At 37.8% G+C, this 20907-nt stretch carries 21 protein-coding genes; all 21 read right to left on the reverse strand.

Annotated elements, in window-relative coordinates:
- Positions 1-2: 2 nt before the first annotated feature.
- Positions 3-3101 (reverse strand): type I restriction endonuclease subunit R, encoded by a 3099-nt coding sequence (locus tag C7S20_RS18320; protein ID WP_107013812.1) that lies wholly within the window; start codon positions 3099-3101, stop codon positions 3-5.
- A gap of 45 nt (positions 3102-3146) precedes the next feature.
- A complete protein-coding gene (locus C7S20_RS18325; protein WP_107013813.1) occupies positions 3147-5411 on the reverse strand; it encodes a DUF262 domain-containing protein in 2265 nt (754 codons plus the stop codon).
- Positions 5408-5767 carry a GmrSD restriction endonuclease domain-containing protein gene (locus tag C7S20_RS18330; protein WP_107013814.1) on the reverse strand — a complete coding sequence of 120 codons (360 nt, stop codon included), beginning with the start codon at positions 5765-5767 and terminating at the stop codon, positions 5408-5410. The genes C7S20_RS18325 and C7S20_RS18330 overlap by 4 nt, the downstream gene beginning before the upstream one ends.
- A 45-nt stretch (positions 5768-5812) precedes the next feature.
- The gene (locus C7S20_RS18335) at positions 5813-7078 is read right to left on the reverse strand and encodes an IS256 family transposase (protein WP_107010720.1); all 1266 of its coding nucleotides are present in this window, start codon (positions 7076-7078) and stop codon (positions 5813-5815) included.
- 35 nt (positions 7079-7113) lie between these two features.
- Entirely contained in the window at positions 7114-8559 is a 1446-nt protein-coding gene (locus C7S20_RS18340; RefSeq protein WP_107013815.1) for a DUF262 domain-containing protein, read from the reverse strand.
- 107 nt (positions 8560-8666) lie between these two features.
- Positions 8667-9083, reverse strand: coding sequence for a GxxExxY protein (locus tag C7S20_RS18345; protein ID WP_107013816.1), 417 nt, complete (start codon positions 9081-9083; stop codon positions 8667-8669).
- Positions 9084-9223: 140 nt separating this feature from the next.
- Positions 9224-9640 (reverse strand): GxxExxY protein, encoded by a 417-nt coding sequence (locus tag C7S20_RS18350; RefSeq protein ID WP_107013817.1) that lies wholly within the window; start codon positions 9638-9640, stop codon positions 9224-9226.
- Positions 9641-9675: 35 nt separating this feature from the next.
- Positions 9676-11034, reverse strand: coding sequence for a restriction endonuclease subunit S (locus C7S20_RS18355; protein WP_107013818.1), 1359 nt, complete (start codon positions 11032-11034; stop codon positions 9676-9678).
- Positions 11035-13422 (reverse strand): type I restriction-modification system subunit M, encoded by a 2388-nt coding sequence (locus tag C7S20_RS18360; protein WP_107013819.1) that lies wholly within the window; start codon positions 13420-13422, stop codon positions 11035-11037.
- Positions 13423-13564: 142 nt separating this feature from the next.
- A complete protein-coding gene (locus tag C7S20_RS18365) occupies positions 13565-14161 on the reverse strand; it encodes a DUF1643 domain-containing protein (protein WP_107013820.1) in 597 nt (198 codons plus the stop codon).
- Between the two features lie 8 nt (positions 14162-14169).
- The gene (locus C7S20_RS18370) at positions 14170-14382 is read right to left on the reverse strand and encodes a hypothetical protein (RefSeq protein WP_107013821.1); all 213 of its coding nucleotides are present in this window, start codon (positions 14380-14382) and stop codon (positions 14170-14172) included.
- Positions 14383-14447: 65 nt separating this feature from the next.
- A complete protein-coding gene (locus C7S20_RS18375) occupies positions 14448-14867 on the reverse strand; it encodes a hypothetical protein (protein WP_159039979.1) in 420 nt (139 codons plus the stop codon).
- A 39-nt stretch (positions 14868-14906) separates the two neighbouring features.
- Complete coding sequence (locus tag C7S20_RS18380; protein ID WP_159039980.1) at positions 14907-15437, reverse strand: hypothetical protein; 531 nt, start codon at positions 15435-15437, stop codon at positions 14907-14909.
- Positions 15438-15451: 14 nt separating this feature from the next.
- The gene (locus tag C7S20_RS18385) at positions 15452-16036 is read right to left on the reverse strand and encodes a hypothetical protein (protein WP_159039981.1); all 585 of its coding nucleotides are present in this window, start codon (positions 16034-16036) and stop codon (positions 15452-15454) included.
- Positions 16037-16043: 7 nt separating this feature from the next.
- On the reverse strand, positions 16044-16463 hold the full coding sequence (locus tag C7S20_RS18390) for a hypothetical protein (protein WP_159039982.1): 420 nt from the start codon (positions 16461-16463) through the stop codon (positions 16044-16046).
- A 2-nt stretch (positions 16464-16465) separates the two neighbouring features.
- Positions 16466-16939: a hypothetical protein gene (locus C7S20_RS18395; RefSeq protein WP_107013826.1), complete on the reverse strand. Its 474-nt coding sequence runs from the start codon at positions 16937-16939 to the stop codon at positions 16466-16468.
- Positions 16940-17004: 65 nt separating this feature from the next.
- Positions 17005-17079, reverse strand: coding sequence for a hypothetical protein (locus C7S20_RS19825; protein ID WP_227009168.1), 75 nt, complete (start codon positions 17077-17079; stop codon positions 17005-17007).
- A gap of 82 nt (positions 17080-17161) precedes the next feature.
- Positions 17162-17353 (reverse strand): hypothetical protein, encoded by a 192-nt coding sequence (locus C7S20_RS19830; protein WP_227009049.1) that lies wholly within the window; start codon positions 17351-17353, stop codon positions 17162-17164.
- Between the two features lie 21 nt (positions 17354-17374).
- A complete protein-coding gene (locus C7S20_RS19835) occupies positions 17375-17548 on the reverse strand; it encodes a PH domain-containing protein (RefSeq protein ID WP_227009050.1) in 174 nt (57 codons plus the stop codon).
- 155 nt (positions 17549-17703) lie between these two features.
- Entirely contained in the window at positions 17704-18696 is a 993-nt protein-coding gene (locus C7S20_RS18405) for a DnaJ domain-containing protein (RefSeq protein ID WP_107013827.1), read from the reverse strand.
- Positions 18697-18732: 36 nt separating this feature from the next.
- On the reverse strand, positions 18733-20889 hold the full coding sequence (locus C7S20_RS18410; protein WP_107013828.1) for a J domain-containing protein: 2157 nt from the start codon (positions 20887-20889) through the stop codon (positions 18733-18735).
- Positions 20890-20907: the final 18 nt, after the last annotated feature.

The raw sequence follows: 20907 nt of genomic DNA on the forward strand, positions 1-20907 counted from the left end.
TCTTAGAGGTTTTGTTGCTGATTTCCACTCACCATCCGCTTCATCGTATCGAAAAATGCCTGATTAAAAGCTTCGTCTTTGGCGAAGAGGCGGTATAGATCGAGTTCGTTCTTGCGCTGTTTCCTCATTACCTCTTCGAGAATCTTTCGCAGTGCGAGGTCGCTGTTTTGCTGATCCTGGTTATCGGCGACTTTGGTTTGAAAATCCGGATGTTGTTGGATGTGTTTGCTTAACTGCACGAATTTCACCCGTTGTTCATCGGGAGTGGCTTCCCAGCCCTGAAACCATCTTTCGTTGAAACTCTTGATGATCAGCTCCAGCGGATCTTCTTCTTTTTCCGGACCATGTGCTCCACGTGGATTTGGGTTCTGGGGATCGACCTCGGTTTCTGAATCGTCCAGTCCTATCCTCTCATTCAGTTTCACCCGCTCCAGGCCGTAGGTGGAGAGATCCACCGATTCTAAAAGTTCGTCAAGTTTATCTGCTTCGGGATCTTTTACGACCAGTTTAGGGATCAGGAATTTGAGGAACCAGAACAGGATCTCCCAGTCCATTACCTCATAAGGCATAATGGAAGCGACCTGTCCATAGATCTTTACAAATTGTTTTGCCTTGATCTTGAAATCGGCTTTGTCCTCATCTTCCAGGCCCAGACCTTCATTAAAACGTTCTGCCGGAACATCAATGATGTAACTTAGTTCCTGAGCATCTACTTTATTCAAATATTTTGTGGTGAAATCAAGCGCCTCGCTCCATTCATACACTCCGGTGTCTCCCAAGGAATCTTTTAATTCGTGCAGCACGTTGATGTCGGTTGCCTGGCTCAAAGAGGTGGCGGTGTAGAAAGGATCAAAAGAATTTTTGATGTCATCGGTGCTGTTGAAGAAGTCCAGGATAAAAAGATCCTCGGTTTTCTTGCCTAAAGAATTGGTGCTTCTGTTCAATCTGCTCAATGCCTGAACCGCCAATACGCCCTGCAGCTTTTTGTCGACATACATAGCTGTCAACTTTGGCTGATCGAATCCGGTGAGGTATTTATTGGCCACCACCAGGAGCTTATATTCCGGCATATCAAAGTAGCGGGCGAGTTTGTCGCTGATGTAGCCCGGATCTGAACTTTTTGCAGTGTCCAAATGTGCCGGCAGATCATTAATGGTCTCCTCAGTATATTCTATCCCGTCTACTGTCTTCTTTCCTGAAAAGGATACCAGTACTCCAAAAGGATCTCCCTTATCTTTCAAGATTCTCTTTATGGCTTTATAGTAGCGGATGGCCGACTCAATACTCTGCGTCACCACCATTCCCTTGGCCTTCCCCTTCAACTTTTTGGTGTTATAGATATTCGGGATGAAATGATCGATCATGATCTCGGCCTTGGTATTGATCGTGCGCTGGTCCTTTTCTACATAGGCTTTTAATTTCTTCTGCGCTTTTGCGGTGTCAAAAAGGGGATTTTCCTCGATGGATTTTTCCAGCTCGTAATAGCTTTTGTAGGTGGTGTAATTCGCCAGCACATCCAGGATAAAGCCTTCTTCTATAGCCTGTTTCATCGAATACAGATGGAAAGGCTTAAAAGAACCATCTTCCTGTTTTACCCCAAACTTCTCCAGGGTAGTGTTCTTGGGCGTAGCGGTAAATGCCATATAAGAAGCATTGCCTCGCATCTTACGGGACTGCATTGCCTTCAGGATCTTGTCCTGCGCATCTTCTTCCTCCTCTTCCTGTTGCTGTCCCATCGCCCGGTTCATATTGTCGTGAGCCGAGCCGCTCTGGGAACTGTGTGCCTCATCAATAATTACCGCAAAGCGTTTATCTGCCAGGTCTGCAATGCCATCCACGATGAACGGAAATTTCTGAATGGTGGTAATGATCACTTTCTTCCCGCTTTCCAGGCTGTCTCTTAATTCCTTAGAAGAATAGGCGGGGGCAACGATATTTTTTACTTCGGAAAACTCTTTGATGTTCTCCCGGATCTGCTTATCCAGCAGGCGCCGGTCTGTTACCACAATGACGGAATCAAACAAAGGTTGCTCCACGCTTTTGCTTCCCGGAAGCCCTTCTTTCTCCGGATAAGTTTCTATCAGCTGAAATGCAGCCCATGTGATGGAATTGGATTTCCCCGAGCCTGCGGAATGCTGGATCAAATATTTATGGCCGACGCCATTTTGAGAGGCATGGCTGACGATTTTTCGCACCACGTCCATCTGGTGGTAACGCGGAAAGAACAAAGTTCGCTTGTTAAGCGGATCTTTTGCTTTTCCATCCAGCCTTACAAAATGCTGAATGATGTTGGCCAGACTGTGCCGGGTTAGCACCTCTTCCCATAGATAAGCGGTCTTATGACCGAAGGGGTTTGGCGGATTTCCTTTGCCGTGATTATTGCCTTTATTGAAGGGTAAGAAATATGTGCTTCCTCCGCTGAGCTTGGTGGTCATATACACTTCATCGGTATCTGCTGTGAAGTGCACCAGGCAACGCCCGAAGTTTAACAACGGCTGCTTTGGATCTCTTTTGAACTTGTACTGGTTCTGCCCATGAACCTTCGCATTCTGTCCTGTCCAATGGTTTTTTAATTCCAGGGTGGCAATGGGAAGTCCGTTAATGAAGAGCACCATATCGATCTCTTCCCGCGGATTCTCTAAGGAATACCTAAGCTGCCTGGTGGCGCTGAATTCGTTGCTTTCGAAAAGCTTCTTTACCCGCGGACTGCTGCTGGCCAGGGGTGGCTGATAGAACAACGTGAAATGCGCGTCATCTACATCCAAACCTTTCTTTAACAGGCGAAGAACCCCGTACTTTTTAATGAGCCTGTCCAGCCGCTCCAGGATCTTTAATTTCCAGTCGCCATGCCTTTGCAGCTTTTCCAGTTCCTCGTTTTGGGTCTCCTGTAAAAAGGTCCAGAACCTGCGGGTGTCAACCGCGTAACGAGCATTAAAATCAGAGGGATCTCCAATATAGTAACCGTTGCCGGAGCGATACTGCTCCGACTCCTCCGCTACATTGGCGGCAGGATCTTTCTCTTTGATCTCTTCCAGGGTGAACCCCGAAAGTTTTTCCTGAATTGCGGCTTCTAGTGCTTGTTCGTTGGTTTGGGTTGGCATATGAATTAGAATTTTATTTGAGGACTAAAAACTAGCTGAGATCCTTTAATTTTGTTCTTCCAGTTTTACCATAGTAGGTTTAGATTTTCCCCATTGTAAAAGTTTCTCTAAGTGGGTAGTTTTGAATTCTTGACTATGCTGTGACCATATTCCATTATCTCTATTATATCCAAAGCTGTATCGCCATTGATGGTTGTATTTTTGATAAATTTTGTTGGTTTTAAAAATACTCCTTACAGTTTTCTCCTCAGCATTTTGATAGTTTCCAAAGTTAAAGTTCCCATTCCAGAACCACTTGTTCACTATTCTAGTTTCTAATATGAAATAAATGTACAACTGCTTTTTTGAATCTGTCTCCTCAAGCAACTCATCAACAGTTCGATAATTACTAAGAAATTCTTTTTGTTTTATTGCGTAAAATTTATCGAGACTTACTTTAGGGTTTAAGAATCGCTCAAGCACGTGAGTTAAAAAAGAAATATTCACATGCCAACGGCCTTGAAATTGAATCCGATCATTAGAAGCTGTATAAATCGTGGTATTGAGGAAATTTCCCCAAATTTTTTCTTCATTATTGATTAGTTCTTTATATGATTTTAGCACTAATCCAAAAAGGAGAGAGGAAAAATCTTTTTCAATTGAACTAGCAATTTTTTCGCTCAACATTATCAAATGAGAAATTTCACCTTTATTTATCTGCATATCTTCTGCTTCCCAAAAAAGGTTTTCCAGATCTTCTCTATCACTTATCTCTTTATAATAGGTCAACTTGTTTTTCTCCTCATCATTCAGAAGGGATTTAGAAATGCCTTCTGTTGTCAGTAAGGAAGTGATGTCGTTGTTATTGCCTAAGAGAGTGACTAGATTAATAGCGTTTATTATTTGAATATCAGGTGTTTTAGATACTGTTTCGTTCAGTCTCAAATTATAGAAAAAGCGAATGAGTCTAAAAAGTGACAGTTTATCGATTGTCTTTTCCTGCACTATTCGGAGGTGGACATAGTGAATTACGGGCAGCAACCGGAATAATTGATTTTGATTAAGACTAATTTCCCTTGGGGAAAGCCATTTCTTATCAAGTAAAGTAAAGTTGTTATAAGAATTATACTTATTTTTTATAGAATCTAATTCAGAGGAAAATTCTTCGAAAAGGAATTTAATTGTATGAAAATAACTTTCAATTTTTTCTATTTCCAGATATTGAATTGACAACTGTATATTTCCATCTACTTTTAATAACTCTTTGAGGGAGGTTTTTTCTGCCAATTTATCATCCAGACCTTTCTCATCAATTATCATTTCAATAATTGAAATCCACCTAAGGAACTCGTTGAAACCCTTATCGGCTGATGTTCTATTAAATTTTTTATCTCTATTTATCCAAAAGAAATCCTGCCATTGTTCCCACTTTTCACTCCAGTCTAATTGCTTTCTCTTGACTTTTTCAAGCTCAAAAAGCTTAGCTCTAATATTTTCATTGTCAGCTAATTGCTGACCTCTTGAATTCATTGTGATGTAGAGCTCTTCACCTTGAGTTGTTTCCTCCGTTTTAAAATGCCAAAATTTGATTTTGTTTTTGACATAATCATAGTATTTTTCCTTTTCATCCTTAAAGTACTTGTGAAGGATAGGAAAAGTTCCCGTCATTAGTGATTCACTTGTCTCCTCGTCATTACCTACTATAGACTTTACTGTAGTATCATTTCTATAGTTTGATAAGAACCAATTTTTTTGAGAAAGGTTAATTAAGTCATCTGTTGTCTCCGTTTTTGAGATTAAGTCAATAAAAAAGTTATGTGTTAGTGATCTTACCCGGTAATCAAAAGACATTTGTTCAGAGGCTGCATCAAATCGAAACATTTCCTTAAAGTCATTTTTCCTATCTTCTTTTAAGGATAAATAAAATAAGATGAGAAATAGAGAAGTAAATCTCTGCTGACCGTCAATTAGATAAAGATCTTCATTATTATCATTATAAACATAGTAGTCTGGTCGATAAGAATAAAGAAATCCAATGTTCATAGGCCGGGAGGAACTTCCCAATTCGTTTATCATTTGTTTTACCGAATCCTTAGTATGGTCAGGGGCGTTCTCCAATAACCGGTTCAAAATTTTCAACTCTTCATCTGAAGACTTTTTTGATTTCACATCTCCGGAGTATCCTTCTTTTATGTCCTTAACAAATGTTTCGAGTATATTATTTGGATTAGATCCCCATACATATTCTCGCTGAATCTCTGGTACAATAAGATTGTATTTTTCAATAATTTCTTCAATTGAATTTTCCTGCATTGATCTCTTTCTACTCATGTTGTTTTAGGAGTTAGGAATTTTTTAATTTCAAGTGAGATTCGTAATGCATTAGCTTCAATATCATTTTTTGTCCAATGTTCAAGATCCCTATTTTCGTTTTCGGTATTATTAAAGTACCTTACAAAAACTTGAAATGTGTGAGGTTGTATAAAATGGCCTTTATTAAAGTATTGAATAATTCTAGCTCTTTTTATTGAGTAGGTATTATTGCTAATGCTCCTATTGAGGGAGGCATATAGTAAGACAAGATTTCCTATGGAATTTATTTTAAATTCTGAAATTTGTGTTTCGATAAAAGAATCCATCTTTTGAATATATTCTTCCCTGGTATAATTTTCGTGAAAAGTGCTCAAGTCAAAACTTTTATCACCTTTAACTACATGTTGAGGGTCTGTAAATTAAACTCTGTCTGATCTTTCAATTTCTCTTTTACTAATTCCAGAGGCACTGATATTTATGGTCAATGGTATCCTATTACCAAATTTAATATAAAATTGCTGAATGGTAAGACTCCAATTATGGAGAGGAGCTGTCCATTTCTTTTCGATATTCCTGGTAGCCAGATAAACCAGCTTTAGAAGGGACATATCATTAGTGAAGGCTCCCTTGGTCTTTGTAACCTTACGAATCTGGCGATGGAAGCCCTCAACGGCATTAGTGGTATAAATGATCTTTCTGATAGGCTCAGTGAACTGAAAATACTGTGAGAGTTCTTCCCAGTTGCGTTGCCAGCTCTCAATTACTACGGGATACTTCTGTCCCCATTTTTCTTCCAGGCCCAGCAGTTCATCTTCAGCTACTTCTTTATTTACAGCGCGATAGACCTTTTTAAGGTCCTTCATAAATTCCTTCTGGTCTTTAGAAGCGATATATTTAAGAGAGTTTCTTATTTGATGAACGATACAAAGTTGTACCTGCGTCTTTGGAAACACACTGAGAATAGCATTGGTAAAACCTTTGAGATTATCAGTACAGGCAATCAAGATGTCTTCCAGCCCACGGTTTTGTAAATCTGTCAACACCTGAAGCCAGAAGTTGGCACCTTCGCTCTCAGAAATATACATTCCCAGAACTTCTTTATATCCCTCTTTGTTGATGCCTAGAATGTTGTAGAGGGCCTTGTGTTCTATCTTTCCATCTACCTTCACTTTGTAATGCATGGCATCGAGCCATACAATGCAATAAAGGGAATCCAGGGGACGGCTCTGCCATGCTTTTACATCAGGAATGATCCTGTCAGTAATCTGGCTTAAAACCGTATGGGAGATGTCTGTGTCATACATTTCCTTAATGTGAGAAGAGATGTCACGATAGCTCATTCCAAGGCCGTAGAGGCCTATTATCTTCTCAGAGAGATTATCTGCTAAAATAGTCTGGCGTTTCTTTACCAGATCGGGTTCAAAACTGCTTTGACGATCCTGCGGGGTATCAATTTCAAAGGATCCATAGCCACTCTTTATCCTCTTTTTTCCTTTGCCATTGCGCTTATTGCCATTAGAGCGCTCTTGTTCATTAAGATGTGAATCCATTTCTGCTTCAAGAGCTTTTTCAATAAAACTCTTAAGCATAGGCGCAAAAGCACCGCCCTTACCGAAAAGACTCTTGCCCGACATAAACTGCTCCAGGGCCTTCTTCTCTAATTGTTGTTGTTCTTCTGTTGTCATAAGTCTGTCTGAATAAAATTAATTTAAAATTTCCTTCAGACAGAGTTTATTTTACACCCTCCATGTTGATTTAAAAAAGTGATATAAGCTTTCTTATCCTCGACCTTTTGTGGATTCTGAGGAAAAATGTGTTCAATGTCATTAGATGCTTTTGTAAAGGCTGATGCGGGCAAGAATGATTGATTTTCCTTAATGGAATGAATAATATCCATTAGTACTAAAGCCTGGACTAGTTTGGTTGGTTCTTCTTCATACCAGTTAGTGTCTTGATCATTAAAGTCTATAATTTCTCCATCAACAAGAAAATTATCCTTAATTTTTTCTTTTAATTTTTTTATGAAGTCACGTCGTGTGACGCTCGAAGACCAAAGAGCCCATAATTTTCCAAAATTGAAATCTTTTTTTGTTTTATGAGCAAATAAAAATCCTAGGAGATGATAAATCTGTCGGTCCTGATACCAGTCTTGTAAAGTACTATGAAGTTTTATTAATTCTTTATATAACCCTAAGGCATCATTATTATGCTTTTCTACTAGTTCTAACGAAAGTTTTTCCTCCTTTCTCTTTTCTGCAAACAGCAAGTAGAGAATATTTATAGGATATTTTTCTTCGTCAAATAGCTTTTTCCCTACACCAATATTTTCTGAAGTTATACCAAAGAATCGGGTAAAATAGTTTTTTATTTTATCCTGAGACCACCAATTATTAATCTGATCAAGTTCCCAACCTATTTTAACTCTTCTTTCATTAACTCTCACAATGTTTTTAATGTCGGCTTCCCGTTTTCCTTCTTCATGAGCAACTCTTGTGATAAGCATAGCCCGTACGAGATCTGCACCATCAAGAGGCACTCGTTTTGAGTTTAAGTTACCAAAGATCTTTTCCTCACTTTTTGTTGAGTCATCGATCTGGTTGATGATTAGTTTTACACTTTCAAGAAGCTTTGATTTGAATTTACTTTGAGAGAAGGAAAGGTGATTTTCTTTGGTTTCAAACCAGTCCTCTATAGCCTTGTGAATATGAAAAATATGATATATGTCTTGGTGATCAAAACTTCCTGAATTCTTTATAAATTCCTCCCAATCTGCTTCAGGAAAGGTTTTTCCTTCCTTAGTAATTACTTCATTCAAAAACCTATTGGTTTCTTTTCGGATAGAATTGTTGGGAAATCTAATCTTATCATTTACTAATTTTTTTTCCTGTAGGTAAGCTAATAATATTGTTAATGTGGTCAAGCGTTGCTGACCATCAACAATATTAAAAAAGTTGTCTTGAGGTACAATCGTAATATTTTGAAGGCAATAAAATTTTTTGTCTCCTATTTGGAAATTGTCTATGTCGTCCAAAAGTTTCGTGACATGTTTCTCTTCCCACTTGTAACCTCTTTGATACAATGGAATGTTGTAGTATTCTTTTCCATGATCCTTAAGATACTCTTCATCCGAGAAAACTTCTTTAACTGTATATAATAATTGACTCATTTTTTAATGTCTATTTTTTAACTCACCTTTACCTTCCCCGTCACCGCCGCGTCTATTAAACTGCTCTTATATTCCTTTAATTTTTCGATTTGCTGCATATTCTGGAACTATGATTTTTTTTGATTTTGGGATTGACTTTGATTCTTTGGTTTCATAACTCGTTTGAATTGCAGCGATGTATTTCCAAAATTTATTAATAGGCCGATTTCCATTCCGTAGGCTTCCAAATAATTGATGGCTTGTGCCAGGTGAACATCTTCCAATTCTTTTACCGCCTTTATTTCTACCATTATTTTTTCATCTACAAAGAAGTCAACTCGTCGCTGACCTATAGGGAAGCCTTTATAAGAGAGATCCATTTCTTTTTCCCGCTCGTGTGCCAGGTCCTGCATATTGAGTTCAATACTTAGGGCACGTTGATAGATCACCTCCTGAAAACCATTACCCAAATGCTTATGCACTTCCATTGCGGCACCTATTATTTTGCCTGTTAATTCAGAATATTTATATTCATTCTTAATCATTTATGCCACCCTTTTAATCATAGTTTTCCAAGTCATCATTTTAAATCATAGTTCGGGACTTTTATCTTCCCCGTCACCGCCGCGTCTATTAAACTGCTCTTATATTCCTTTAAATTTTCGATTTGCTGCATATTCTGGAACTATGATTTATTTTGATTTTGTGAGCGACTGTGATTCTTTGGTTTCATAACTCGTTTGAATTGCAGCGAGGTGTTTCCGAAATTTATTAATAGGCCGATTTCCATTCCGTAGGCTTCCAAATAATTGATGGCTTGTGCCAGGTGAACATCTTCCAATTCTTTTACCGCCTTTATTTCTACCATTATTTTTTCATCTACAAAAAAGTCAACTCGTCGCTGACCTATAGGGAAGCCTTTATAAGAGAGATCCATTTCTTTTTCCCGCTCGTGTGCCAGGTCCTGCATATTGAGTTCAATACTTAGGGCACGTTGATAGATCACCTCCTGAAAACCATTGCCCAAATGCTTATGTACTTCCATTGCGGCACCTATGATTTTGCCTGTTAATTCAGAATATTTATATTCATTCTTAATCATTTATGCCACCCTTTTAATCATAGTTTTCCAAGTCATCATTTTAAATCATAGTTCGGGACTTTTATCTTCCCCGTCACCGCCGCGTCTATTAAACTGCTCTTATATTCTTTTAATCTTTCAATTTGCTGTAGGTTAAGGCTTATTGAATGTTTAATTCTTTTAGATTTTTCTTCAATGTGCTTAGTAATTGCTCGTTGTTCTTCTATTGGTGGTGTGGCTATTGACAAGTTTAGGAGATCTCCTTTTGAAATATTTTTCATACTTGGACTTGAACCTGTAGCTATGGCAGTAACGCAGCCTCTAAAACCTATACTTATTAAATTTTGACTTAACCATTTTGCATCAAAATCAATGGTTTTACTATAAACCGTTTGCCAAAGTCTATCAGGTAAAAACAGATTAGGGAAATCATCTTTAACTAAACCGGAAGCTCCAACTAAATCAGGTGCATTCATTCGGCTAATAATTATGGCACCTTTTCTAACAGGACATTTTACACGACTTAGATCTGATTGAAATACTTTTTTATTTTCCGAAGCTTTAAAAGCATATCCATAGACACAACTTGTCTTTAATACTCCAATTTCATCAAGACTGGCTGTTTCTGATTCAGAAGCATTAACGCTTACCCCAGATTCCAGTCCTGTAATAAACTTTTTTAGCTTATTCACCTCCCAATGCTCCGGGATCTCCCCGATCCATTCCACACCGGAGTCTTTCATCTTGACGTCAGGATCTAAACCTTTGGTCACGGCATTCTGGATGATGATCTGCTTGCGCTCTTTGAGCAGCTGGATCAATTTTTCCTTTTGCGCGATGGCGGTGTCGATCTTGCAGCATTTTTCATTCAGGAAAGTGGCAATGGCGGTTTGTTCTTGTTTTGGTGGCGAAAGAATCGGCAGACGTAAAAAAGACCAATCGGAAAGTTGAAGTCTTGAAATCCAAATTCCTTTAGAAGCAATTACATATTGAGCAACATATTTTTCAATACGTAAAAGGTAATTTAGATAATCTTTATCATAATTACTATGGTCTGGCCTGTACACACTGTAAGCGGTACTGACGATTCCATTGTATTTTGAAATTCCCAATCCTCTGCTCCAAGCCCAAAGACTATTAATGACTAAGTCACCTTTTTGACACATTTTATAGCCAACATAAGATTCGGCCATAAACATATTGACATTAGACTCTGAACGAAGTTTAACCCCGTCGTGTTCAGAAACAGATAACAAATCTTCTTCACCTTTGGGAGATCGATCATTGATTATGTCGAAGACGTAATTTCCTCTCAACAGTTTCCAATGCTCCGGAATCTCTCCCAGCCATTCCACTCCGGAATCTTTATAGGCAGGATATCTTTGTAGCCGTACTTTTTCTTTAACTGCTTCCATCTAGGCCAGGTTTAAAATATCCATTATTAGGCCTTCATTCTTCTCTTCCAGCTCCAGGATCTCTTTGGCAACGGTATCCAAGGAACGCAGAGGCGTGTGGCGGTAAAAGTATTTATTGAAGCTTATTTCATAACCAATCTTGGTGGCATCGAGGTTGAGCCAGGCTTCGGGCACGTGCGGTTTTACTTCTTCCAAAAAGTAGCTGTGAATTTGCTCTTTTAGAGGCACATTCTCGTAATCGCGCAGGTCGGTTTCGGTTTCAAAAATGACATACCAGCCGCGGCTGGCAGGTTCGCCGGCCTTTCCGGTTGGGAAGTAGCCAAAGTCGGGCAGCTGTTCTTCAGTACAACTCAGATGGGCGAGGAGGCTGCTGAGTTTTTCACCACTCAGTTTTTCCTTCTTTTTGATCACCTTTTCGGCTTCGGCATCATACCAGCTTACAGCATTGTAAATGGCATTCTTTTCGGAAGCGCCGGGTTTCAGCTTCCATTCCTTCAGCTTCCCTTCAACTTCCTTCTTAAAAATGTTGAAATCTAAATACTCTTTTTCACCAATCGCCTGGTGCAGTTTTTCAGCCATTTCAAATATTTCCTTCTGTTTTTTCCAGGTTTTGGGGCTAAGCAGTTTCTTCCGGTTCTTGCTGCTCAGGTTCAGGTCGTTTTCTTCAGCATAAGCCAAAATCTCCTTTTCGTGTTCCTTCAGCCTGGTATAAACTTCTTCTCCAAAAGTTTCCCAAGCCCACTGCATTGGTTCCTTCAGCTGTTTGTCATATCTCAGTTCCGCAATTTTTTCCGCAGTAAACTGAGCTTTAAGGCGCTTCGGGCGTTCTATGGTCACCTTGTAATATCCAAAATCCTCATTATCGAAAACCTGGGCGGCTATTCCGGGAACTTCGGCCTTGGTTTCCTTATCTATGCTTCGGCTTACCGCCTGCATTTCAGCATACACCTTTACGATCTCGTCAATATGCTCGGGCGCGAATTCACAGTTCTTGTTTCCGAGGTTTTTCCGCAGCTTTCTAAATAATTGTCCGCCATCGATAAGCTGCACCTTGCCTTTACGGTTTTCGGCTTTATGATTGCTCAGCAGCCAGATATAGGTGGTGATCCCGGTGTTGTAGAACAGGTTGTTGGGCAGCTGGATGATGGCCTCCAAAAGGTCATTTTCAATGATGTAGCGCCTAATGTTGCTCTCGCCGCCGCCGGCATCGCCCGTAAACAAACTGGAACCGTTGTGAACCGAAGCGATCCTGGAACCGGAAGGGCTTTGGTGCGCGGGCTTCATCTTGTTGACCATCTCCATAAGGAACAGCAACTGACCGTCTGAAGACCGCGGAATGGCATCGGCATCTTCCTCCACGCCCCAGTAATTCTTTAACGTGATCTTAAAGCGCGGATCGATCACATCCTTGCCGTCCTTAATATATTTTTGTTCGCTGCTCCAGGATTTCCCGTAAGGCGGATTGGAGAGCATAAAATCGAAGCTGATGCCCGCGAATTCATCTGTAGACAAGGTAGAACCCACGCGGATGTTCCCGGGGTCGTTGCCCTTGATCATCATATCACTCTTACAGATGGCGTAGGTCTCGTCGTTGATCTCCTTGCCGTAGAGATAGACATCGCCGGTCGCCCTGATGAGGCCTTCCTCATCTTTGATGAAATTCTGAGCTTCGGTAAGCATGCCGCCGCTCCCGCAGGCAGGATCGTAAATGGTCATCACCGGCGGCAGCTGATCTTTTATGGGATCAAATACCAGGTGCGTCATCAAATCGATTACCTCCCGCGGAGTAAAATGCTCCCCGGCTTCTTCGTTGTTCTCTTCGTTAAATTTCCTGATAAGCTCCTCAAAGACATAGCCCATTCCCAGGTTTGAGAGTGCAGGCATTTTTCGGCCTTCGGGATCTTCCTTTTCAAAAGGCGTGAGATTGATGTAAGGAGAGGTAAATTTCTCCAGAACATCCAGCAAAACATCTTTGCCGGCCATGTGACGGATCTGGCTCTTCAGCTTAAACTTATCAATGATCTCCTTTACGTTGGGGCTGAAGCCATTGAGATAATCTTCAAAATTCGCCTGTAGGATCTGCTGCGAATTGGTCGCAGTGTCGTGTAACTTCTGAAGCGTCCATTTACTAATGTTATAGAAAACATAGCCGGATGCATCGCGGAGTCCGCTTTCATCCCACTCGGTAAAGCCGGCTTCGTCACGTTGAAAAGCCAGCTCTTCCATCACGGCGTCTTTGGTAGGTTCGAGCAGGGCATCAAGTCGGCGTAGTACCACCATTGGCAGGATCACGTCGCGGTATTTCCCGCGGACGTAAACATCGCGCAGGCAGTCATCGGCAATAGACCAGATGAAAGAAACTAATTTATTGTGGGTTTGTTGGGTCATTTATGTAGATAGGTTTGTAGTAATTTGGATGCTCACGTTCAATCTGAAAGGTAGGGTGGTTCAGGATTTGGCGTCAGCGGTAGTAAATCTAAAAATTTTCTTAAAGAAGTGAAAGAAGAAACGAATAAAAGAGTTAAAACTATTACTTAAATTCAAGCCCATTCAATTTAATTTCCGGCTCCAGTTTTACCGACTTCACATAATTCTGAAAATCAAACTTCTCAAATTTCACTTTATCAACCGGCCCAATATGACAGTTTACAGATTGTGGGGATGGATGGCAGGGATTCCCGCTGCGGGTAGTGCCTATGACGTTATATGAGAATTTAAAATCTTTTAATTCCCGGTATAGATATCCTGCAGCCTGCTTAAGGTAGTATCGTCCCATAGTATCCACTCCATCACCCCAGCAAAGCCAGGCTTCATGAATCTGGAATTGATCTCTGTCCAGAATATGTTTGATCCAATGAATATTTTGCCAGAATAATGTTTTGTCTTCGGTTATATCTAAATCAACAGGCTTTGAACTTCTTTGAGGATAAAGATTGACCAGCAGCCAGCCGTCAAAACCATTATTCAAAGCTATCTGATTTATATTTTTAGAAGTGGAATCCAGCGCTTTTTCATTGGCAGTACTGGGATTGAGACCAATAACAAGAAGGTTTTTCTTTCCTTTTTTAGCAAGTATAAATCGCTTATGCTGGTCGTTTTCGGGAAGGCAGATTAGTTGATTTTTCATAACCCAATTTAAAAAATTTTCCAGTTCACCTCTCCCAATTCAAATAACTTTTCCGTGTGCAAATTCAAAGTAGCCGGAAAGACATCGGGAATTGAAACATTCAATCGCAGTTCATAACCGCCAAAAACACCTTCGGATAAATGCACCCGGTTAGAGTATTTAATCTCTTCCTGTATATGCCGGTATTGTTCCTCTGTAAGAATAATTTCAAGTTTTCTCATATTTAATTATTTACAGAACAAATTTAAAACTGGAGCGCGACGTAATGTGTCGCTAATTTCCTATTTCACAAAAAATGTATCGCAGCAATTAACACCCATCTATCAGGAATACCTTCAAAAAAGTAGATAGGATCTCCATAGCGATTTTTTAATCTTAAAACTTTTCCATCAAGAAAGTATAATTTATCTCCGTAGCGATCTTTAGCCCGAATTGTATATTCATCGAAAAAGTAAATTTTCTCACCATAACGATCCTTTCTTTTTACTGTATTACCTTCTATAAAATAAATTTGATCTCCGTACCTGTTTCCTTCATGAATGGCCCGGCCATCCCAGAAAAGCAATTTTTCTCCGTAACGATTCTCTTTTTGAAGAGTATAGTCCTTTACAAAGAAGAGTTTATCACCGTATTTGTTTTGTGAATAAATAGACTGGGAATAACCGGTATAGGAAACGGTAAGTAAAAAAAATAAAATTAAAGGCATTCCAGGCAAGTAAAAGCTACAACCTTTTTTCATTCTTTTCTACAGTATTCCAAAGCCGGATTTAAAAAAAGTAAATTTGGAATCAAGGTCCGCCCTGGTTCCTAACTGAAGTAAATACGACTTTTTATTCTTTAGAAAAACAATAGCTTTTGTGGGTAATCCTTGTTGAGAAAAAGAATACTCTATTGCAGAGACACCCAGGTAGGTTATATTATAATAGGTTATACCGGCAGCACTGAGATTGCTACTGTATTGTTTTAAATACCTTTCTTCAAAATCAGAATATTCTGAAGGTCTGAGATCTTTATAGTTAAATGATTCATCATAAATATTAATATTTTTGATCACCCCTATTTGAGGATCTTCAGTATTCTCCCCACAGATATATGCCGCTAATACATTGTTCATACCCTTTTCTCTGGCCATTTGGATAAATGTGGTGTTTTTACGGAAGGTGCAATTAGACTTCACCTTGAATCCTGCTCTTTCAAAAGTTTGGTAGGAAGTCTGCGCATAATTATTATTGAAGAAAAGGAATAGAATAAATAAAACCAATAGATTTTTCATCATCTTACTTCTAAATTTTAATTAGGATTTATCTTTTTATAGTTTTCGTCGAAGACCTTCTCTTCGCCCCAAATTTTATCAAGGTACTTTTTGTCGGCAATAATAATAGCTAGGAGTTTCAATTTTTCCGAGATGTTATTTTTATTTACCTGATCTTTTTCAGCAATTGGAACTCCGGTTATGGTAACTAGAACTTCATTCTTATCAGTATCGAATTCAAAACAATTAAACGTAACTAAATGAGTATCTGTACTGGAAAAACTACGATTTGAATATAAGAATCCGTTGCTTCCAAATTTTTTTCTTATATCACCAATGGATGTTTTTCCAAAAGTAAAATCAGAAAATAACGGTTTTGATCCTTCAGGTTGATGTAACCAGTCATTCTCCATATAAACAACCTTGTCATTTTCAAACGTCAAGGAAAGGTCATTTCCATTGTTTGTTCTATATTTTATTATTCCAGGTTCCTTAGCAACCACTGGCAGGTTCAAATCTTCTACTGATTCCCTGCTATCAAAAAGTTCTACCCCAAGCATTGATATTGAGCCTGTGGAAAAAAGCATCATAGATAAGATGAGAATACTAAAGTTGAATTTCATAAAGATATTATTTAGTGTTATTATAAACCGCCGTTACTATGCATACTTTTTCATCAACTTTAACAGCATAAAGAATTTCCGTTTCATAATCCTTCCACTGCATATAGTCAACTTCCACAAAATTATCTTTGAAATAGGAAACAAAAGAATTGGTCTCGGAAGATGGTTCTAGAATTTTCCACATATTGCATATTTTTGTTCCATCATCCAATTCCACAAAATAGATAACTTTTCTTCTCGTATATTCACCACTGGATTTCGTATTGAACTCTTTATCGAAATAAATATACTCTGATCCGTCATCAGCTACGCCTGACTCATATGATTCTAGATCTTTAATAATTTCTTCTTTTTTTTGAAATATTTGGGCTTGGACATTCAAGAATGAAATGCTTGAAAAAATTAAAATAGTCAATAGTTTTTTCATGATCATAAGTAATTAAAAATTAAAGTACATAAAGCGAAAAAAATTGCTACCACTTGAAATGCCCCCAACCAAATAAGAATATTGGCAAGCAACTTATTGTAATAAAAGGAGCAGTAGAAAACAAGAACTATAAAAACAACAGGAACAATAGGTATAGAACCCATTGTAAAAAAAATATAACTACCTGTAGTTAATCCAATCAAATATAAATACCCCTCCTTACTGTTGAAATCCTTAGAAGCCTTTTTTAAAATTCCCTTTTCCTCTTCAGTTTTCGGCTTTTTGAGAGGACTGACTTCTTCTGCAATAGGAAACTTTGCATCAAGTTCGCCAACACCGGCTAATAATCCTCGCTTTAGGGATTCTTCTATAGCCAGATCGATAGCTTCAGGAGTGTACTTATTTCTGGTTCTTAAAATTTCACATAAAGTTTTATTAGAATGATTAACCATTACATCTTTTAAATTTGATTTCATAACAAATTTCTTTTTGAAAAGCTTAATAACCCTCGCGCAATTAAGTTTGAGATTATCATAAATGATTATAGTTTAGCTAAAATCTCAGCTTTCTTATTATTAAATTCCTCTTCGCTTATCAGGTCTTCAGCCAGCATCATTTTTAATTTTTTCAAATTGCCATGGGATCGTCCTGTGCTTCTTTAGGCATTGAACTTTTATTTTCGCTATTTGTGTTTACCACTATACCTCCGCCGCACTGGCCCTGGAATTATCCAGTTCCCTCTGTCTTCTATACTCAGCCATTTCTTCTTCTTTTTCCTGGCCATATCTGTACAGCATTCTTACCTGAGCCTTTGGTAAGTAATCATGCGCTATGTGTCCTCCTTTCGTTGTTTTCACCGTAAAAGTTGTTCCAAGAATTCCCTCGTTCATATGGCAATCGGCTACCTCTTTTCATAAAAAATCCTGGAAATCCATAGAGAAACCAAAACTCCTGGACCTGCAAAAAATGATGTGTTTATTCGTAAGAGCAATCGAATCTGGAGATAGATTGACCGCCGGCTTTTTCTGTACCGCGATATATTCAATTTTTTCCTCTCGTGTAAGCAGTTCAGTAACTTTTGTCATTGTTTTCTCAAAGGCTTTGGGATCCTGTGATTCGTTCAAAAATTTCTTTAATGATTCAATATAAAGTATTGGTTAAAAATTTATTGGTATACTAAAATAATCTCATTGGACTAGCTTTACATGTGGTTTCCCGTAAACCAAAAAAATAAGATGCTTTAAATTCTATTTTTAGGATCGGATCCGTACTTATTGGAACCCCTTGAACTATCAATAAAAAGTACTATTAAACCAAATAATGCGCCTATATACGGAATGAAATTGATCAGGCTAAACCATCCGCTTAAATTAATATCATGAAGTCTTTTTATAAACTGGATAAAGATCAATATTGAACAAAGAATCATCACCATCGCGCTCAATCCGATAGCGGTATCATCATAAGTTTCCTGAATAATTACCGCAGAAATACCTGCTGGAATTCCAAGTAGGATAGCTCTGCCCAAATAAGAACTCCTTCTTAGTCTCCCACTGGTAGAGAAAAAGCTTTCCTCCGATTTAGCAACCATAGCATTATCATTTTCAACAGCTGCAGTCCCTGTAAAAGAATTGGAATAAATAGGCTCCCTCTCAATCTGTAATTGCTCATTTTCTTCAGTCCTGTATTCTTCTACTTGATCTTCCTCTTCAAATTCGGAAAAATCTACCTCGGCTACCTCATTTTTAAGTATAACTGTTCTGGATATTTTTTTATCAGAAATAGAATTAAAAGCATCAAGCCTTATTTTCAATTCTGGTTTATTAAAATTTTTCAGTTTAAATATTTTGCTGCCATTCGCTTTAAGCTCACCAAAAGGCTTTATGAAAACCTTATCTGCATTTTGTGTTTCCCACTTGAGTTCTATAGTATCTCCCTCGATAAAGGTTTCCTTATCTGATTTAAACAATAAAATTTCCGGGGCTTCGCTTTTCGGCTTTTCTCCAACCGGCTCTGTTTTTTTAATATGCTTGCGATTATCGTATTCTTTCTTTTTATTTTCATCAGAAAGAATTTCATAAGCTTCTTTTATATTCCTAAACAAATCAGACAAATATTCATCTCCATCATTATTATCTGGATGAAATTTTTTAGAAAGTTTTTGGTAAGCATCTTCAATATCTTCTTGGGATGCTGTGGCTTTTAAACCTAAGGTTTCATAATGGTTGGTCATAATAATATGTAATTAAAAAAAATTGAATAATAAAGTCTAAATTTTATCCAATCCATACACTTCTTCAATAAAGCCCTTGTTATTAAAGACATATCGGGTAAAACTCTCTTTAGCTTCTGCTCGATTTTCTTTATCATTGTAGAATTCAAATCTTACATGAACATCGTATGTTTTGTAACCTGATTTTTCAATATTAAGAATGATATTCTTAGAATAGGAAGTGGCATCCCAGGCATCCTTATAGATATCATGAATTCTTTTGAAGCTGGGATCTTCGACATACCAGTACCGCTTCATATCTGCAGAATAGTAAGAAGCGATTTTATTGAAGTTTCTTAAATCTTCTGTTTTTAATAGCCGTCTTATTTTAATTTCCTCAGTCATAGAATCAAAGTCACTATCTCTAAAACTTTTATAAGTATAATCTGAGTCGAAACCATATACCTCATCAATTAATCCGTCTTCATTAAAAGAATAGTGGGTTGAACCTAACTGTGAAATGGTATCGCCTTCTTTATTTACATATTTAAAATTGGTAATAACCTCAAAATTTATTTCATCCAACATGACAACATCCTGAATTTCATTTTCAGAAAATGAAGTATTAGACCAGGCTGATTGATATAATTCATTTAACTTTTGAACGCCTACTTCATAATTATCCCAATATCTTTTTATGTTATCGGCGTAAAATTGGCTTATTAAATTAAAATCTCTATTGTTTTCTAATTCTAAAAGATTCCATATTCGTTCTTCTTTTTCATTCCGGCTCAAATAGCCTTCTCGCATTAAATCATTCATTGAGGAATAAAATTTAATCTGAATAGATGTTGGGTTTTCCTCAGAGATTTCTTTTAAAAAACTTACTGGGATTTCAAAATGATTACTGGTTTGGAGATATCCCGCCGAAAAACCGGGGGGTATCTGGTTTAAGGAATAAAGTTCATACTTGCGATTTAATTCATCGGTCACTAAAATTTTGTCTACATTAGATCTCCATATTTTATCAAAAGCATTCCATTTATTATCAGGTTCCCAAAATGGAGGTCCTGAGTCGCCTATCTGGAACGATATACTATTTAATTTACGTGAGTCGTTGTCACTCGTTTTCTTTAATGATAGAACTTCTAAAACCGGATCACGGTCTTCACTAAAAGCATTTTGCGTAATTCCTACCTTAATTTGAGAGTTTAGCACCTGACTTTTTCCCGATTTTGAACTTTTCCAATTCAAAGGATTTGATGAACCATTAAAAAACTGACGCATATCTGCTTCAAATCCAACTGAACCGGGAACGGAATTACTTTCCATTTCCGCTAAAAGCTTTGTCATGACCTCCACCGGATCATAATACTTGATTACCTTTCCATTAAGATTATCAGATTTTTCAACAAAAAGTTTTTCCTCCTTTTCAATTACAACATCATTTGACTCTCTTTGCGCCTTCTTTTCCCGATAATTTGATATACTTTCTTCTAAAATTTTATTATTATCAGATCTCCAAAAACCTGATTTCCCTATGAAAAATAAAAATATTGCCAGGCATAAAATTCCAATACCGCCTGGAATCCCGTACTTTTTAAGCTTGGATGGTGTGGAAGTTCTCCTATCGTTTACCTCAGGAGTGGGAATTTCAATATTCTCCTTTGATTTTTCAACAGTTGGAGGTTTTTTTATGGTATCATCTACTTTCTTTTTTTCCTCTTCAAGATGCTTTTTTACGTGAAGATTCTTAACCACTTCTTGGCCCGATTTTGTGTTCACTGCCTGAAGGGTGAAAAGTAGATTTTCATTATCCAAATCTTTGAAGTAAATAATTTTAGAACCAGTAGAACCTACTTGGCCAAAAGGTCTTAATGATATTTTATCTGCAAAAGAAGTATGCCAGCTTAAAATAATTTTTCCTCCCGGCTCTACTTTTTCATTATTTGTTTTAAAATATTCGATAATTGGTTTGCGCTCAGAAATGGAATTTTCTGATCTCTCTACCGGTAAATTTTTATCATACTGAGACCTTAGTTTTTCATTAGATAAGATATTGTAGGCTTCTAAAATTCTTCTATAATAATTTTTGAAAAAAGGATCTTCTACATCTTCCGATGAAAATTTTGACTTGATCTTATAGAATGCTCTTTCAATCTCACTTTTTGAAGCGCTTCGGGAGACACCTAGAATTTTGTAATAATCTGCCATAGAAATTGATTTATTTCA

The organism is Christiangramia fulva, from assembly GCF_003024155.1.
Classification (GTDB): Bacteria; Bacteroidota; Bacteroidia; order Flavobacteriales; family Flavobacteriaceae; genus Christiangramia; species Christiangramia fulva.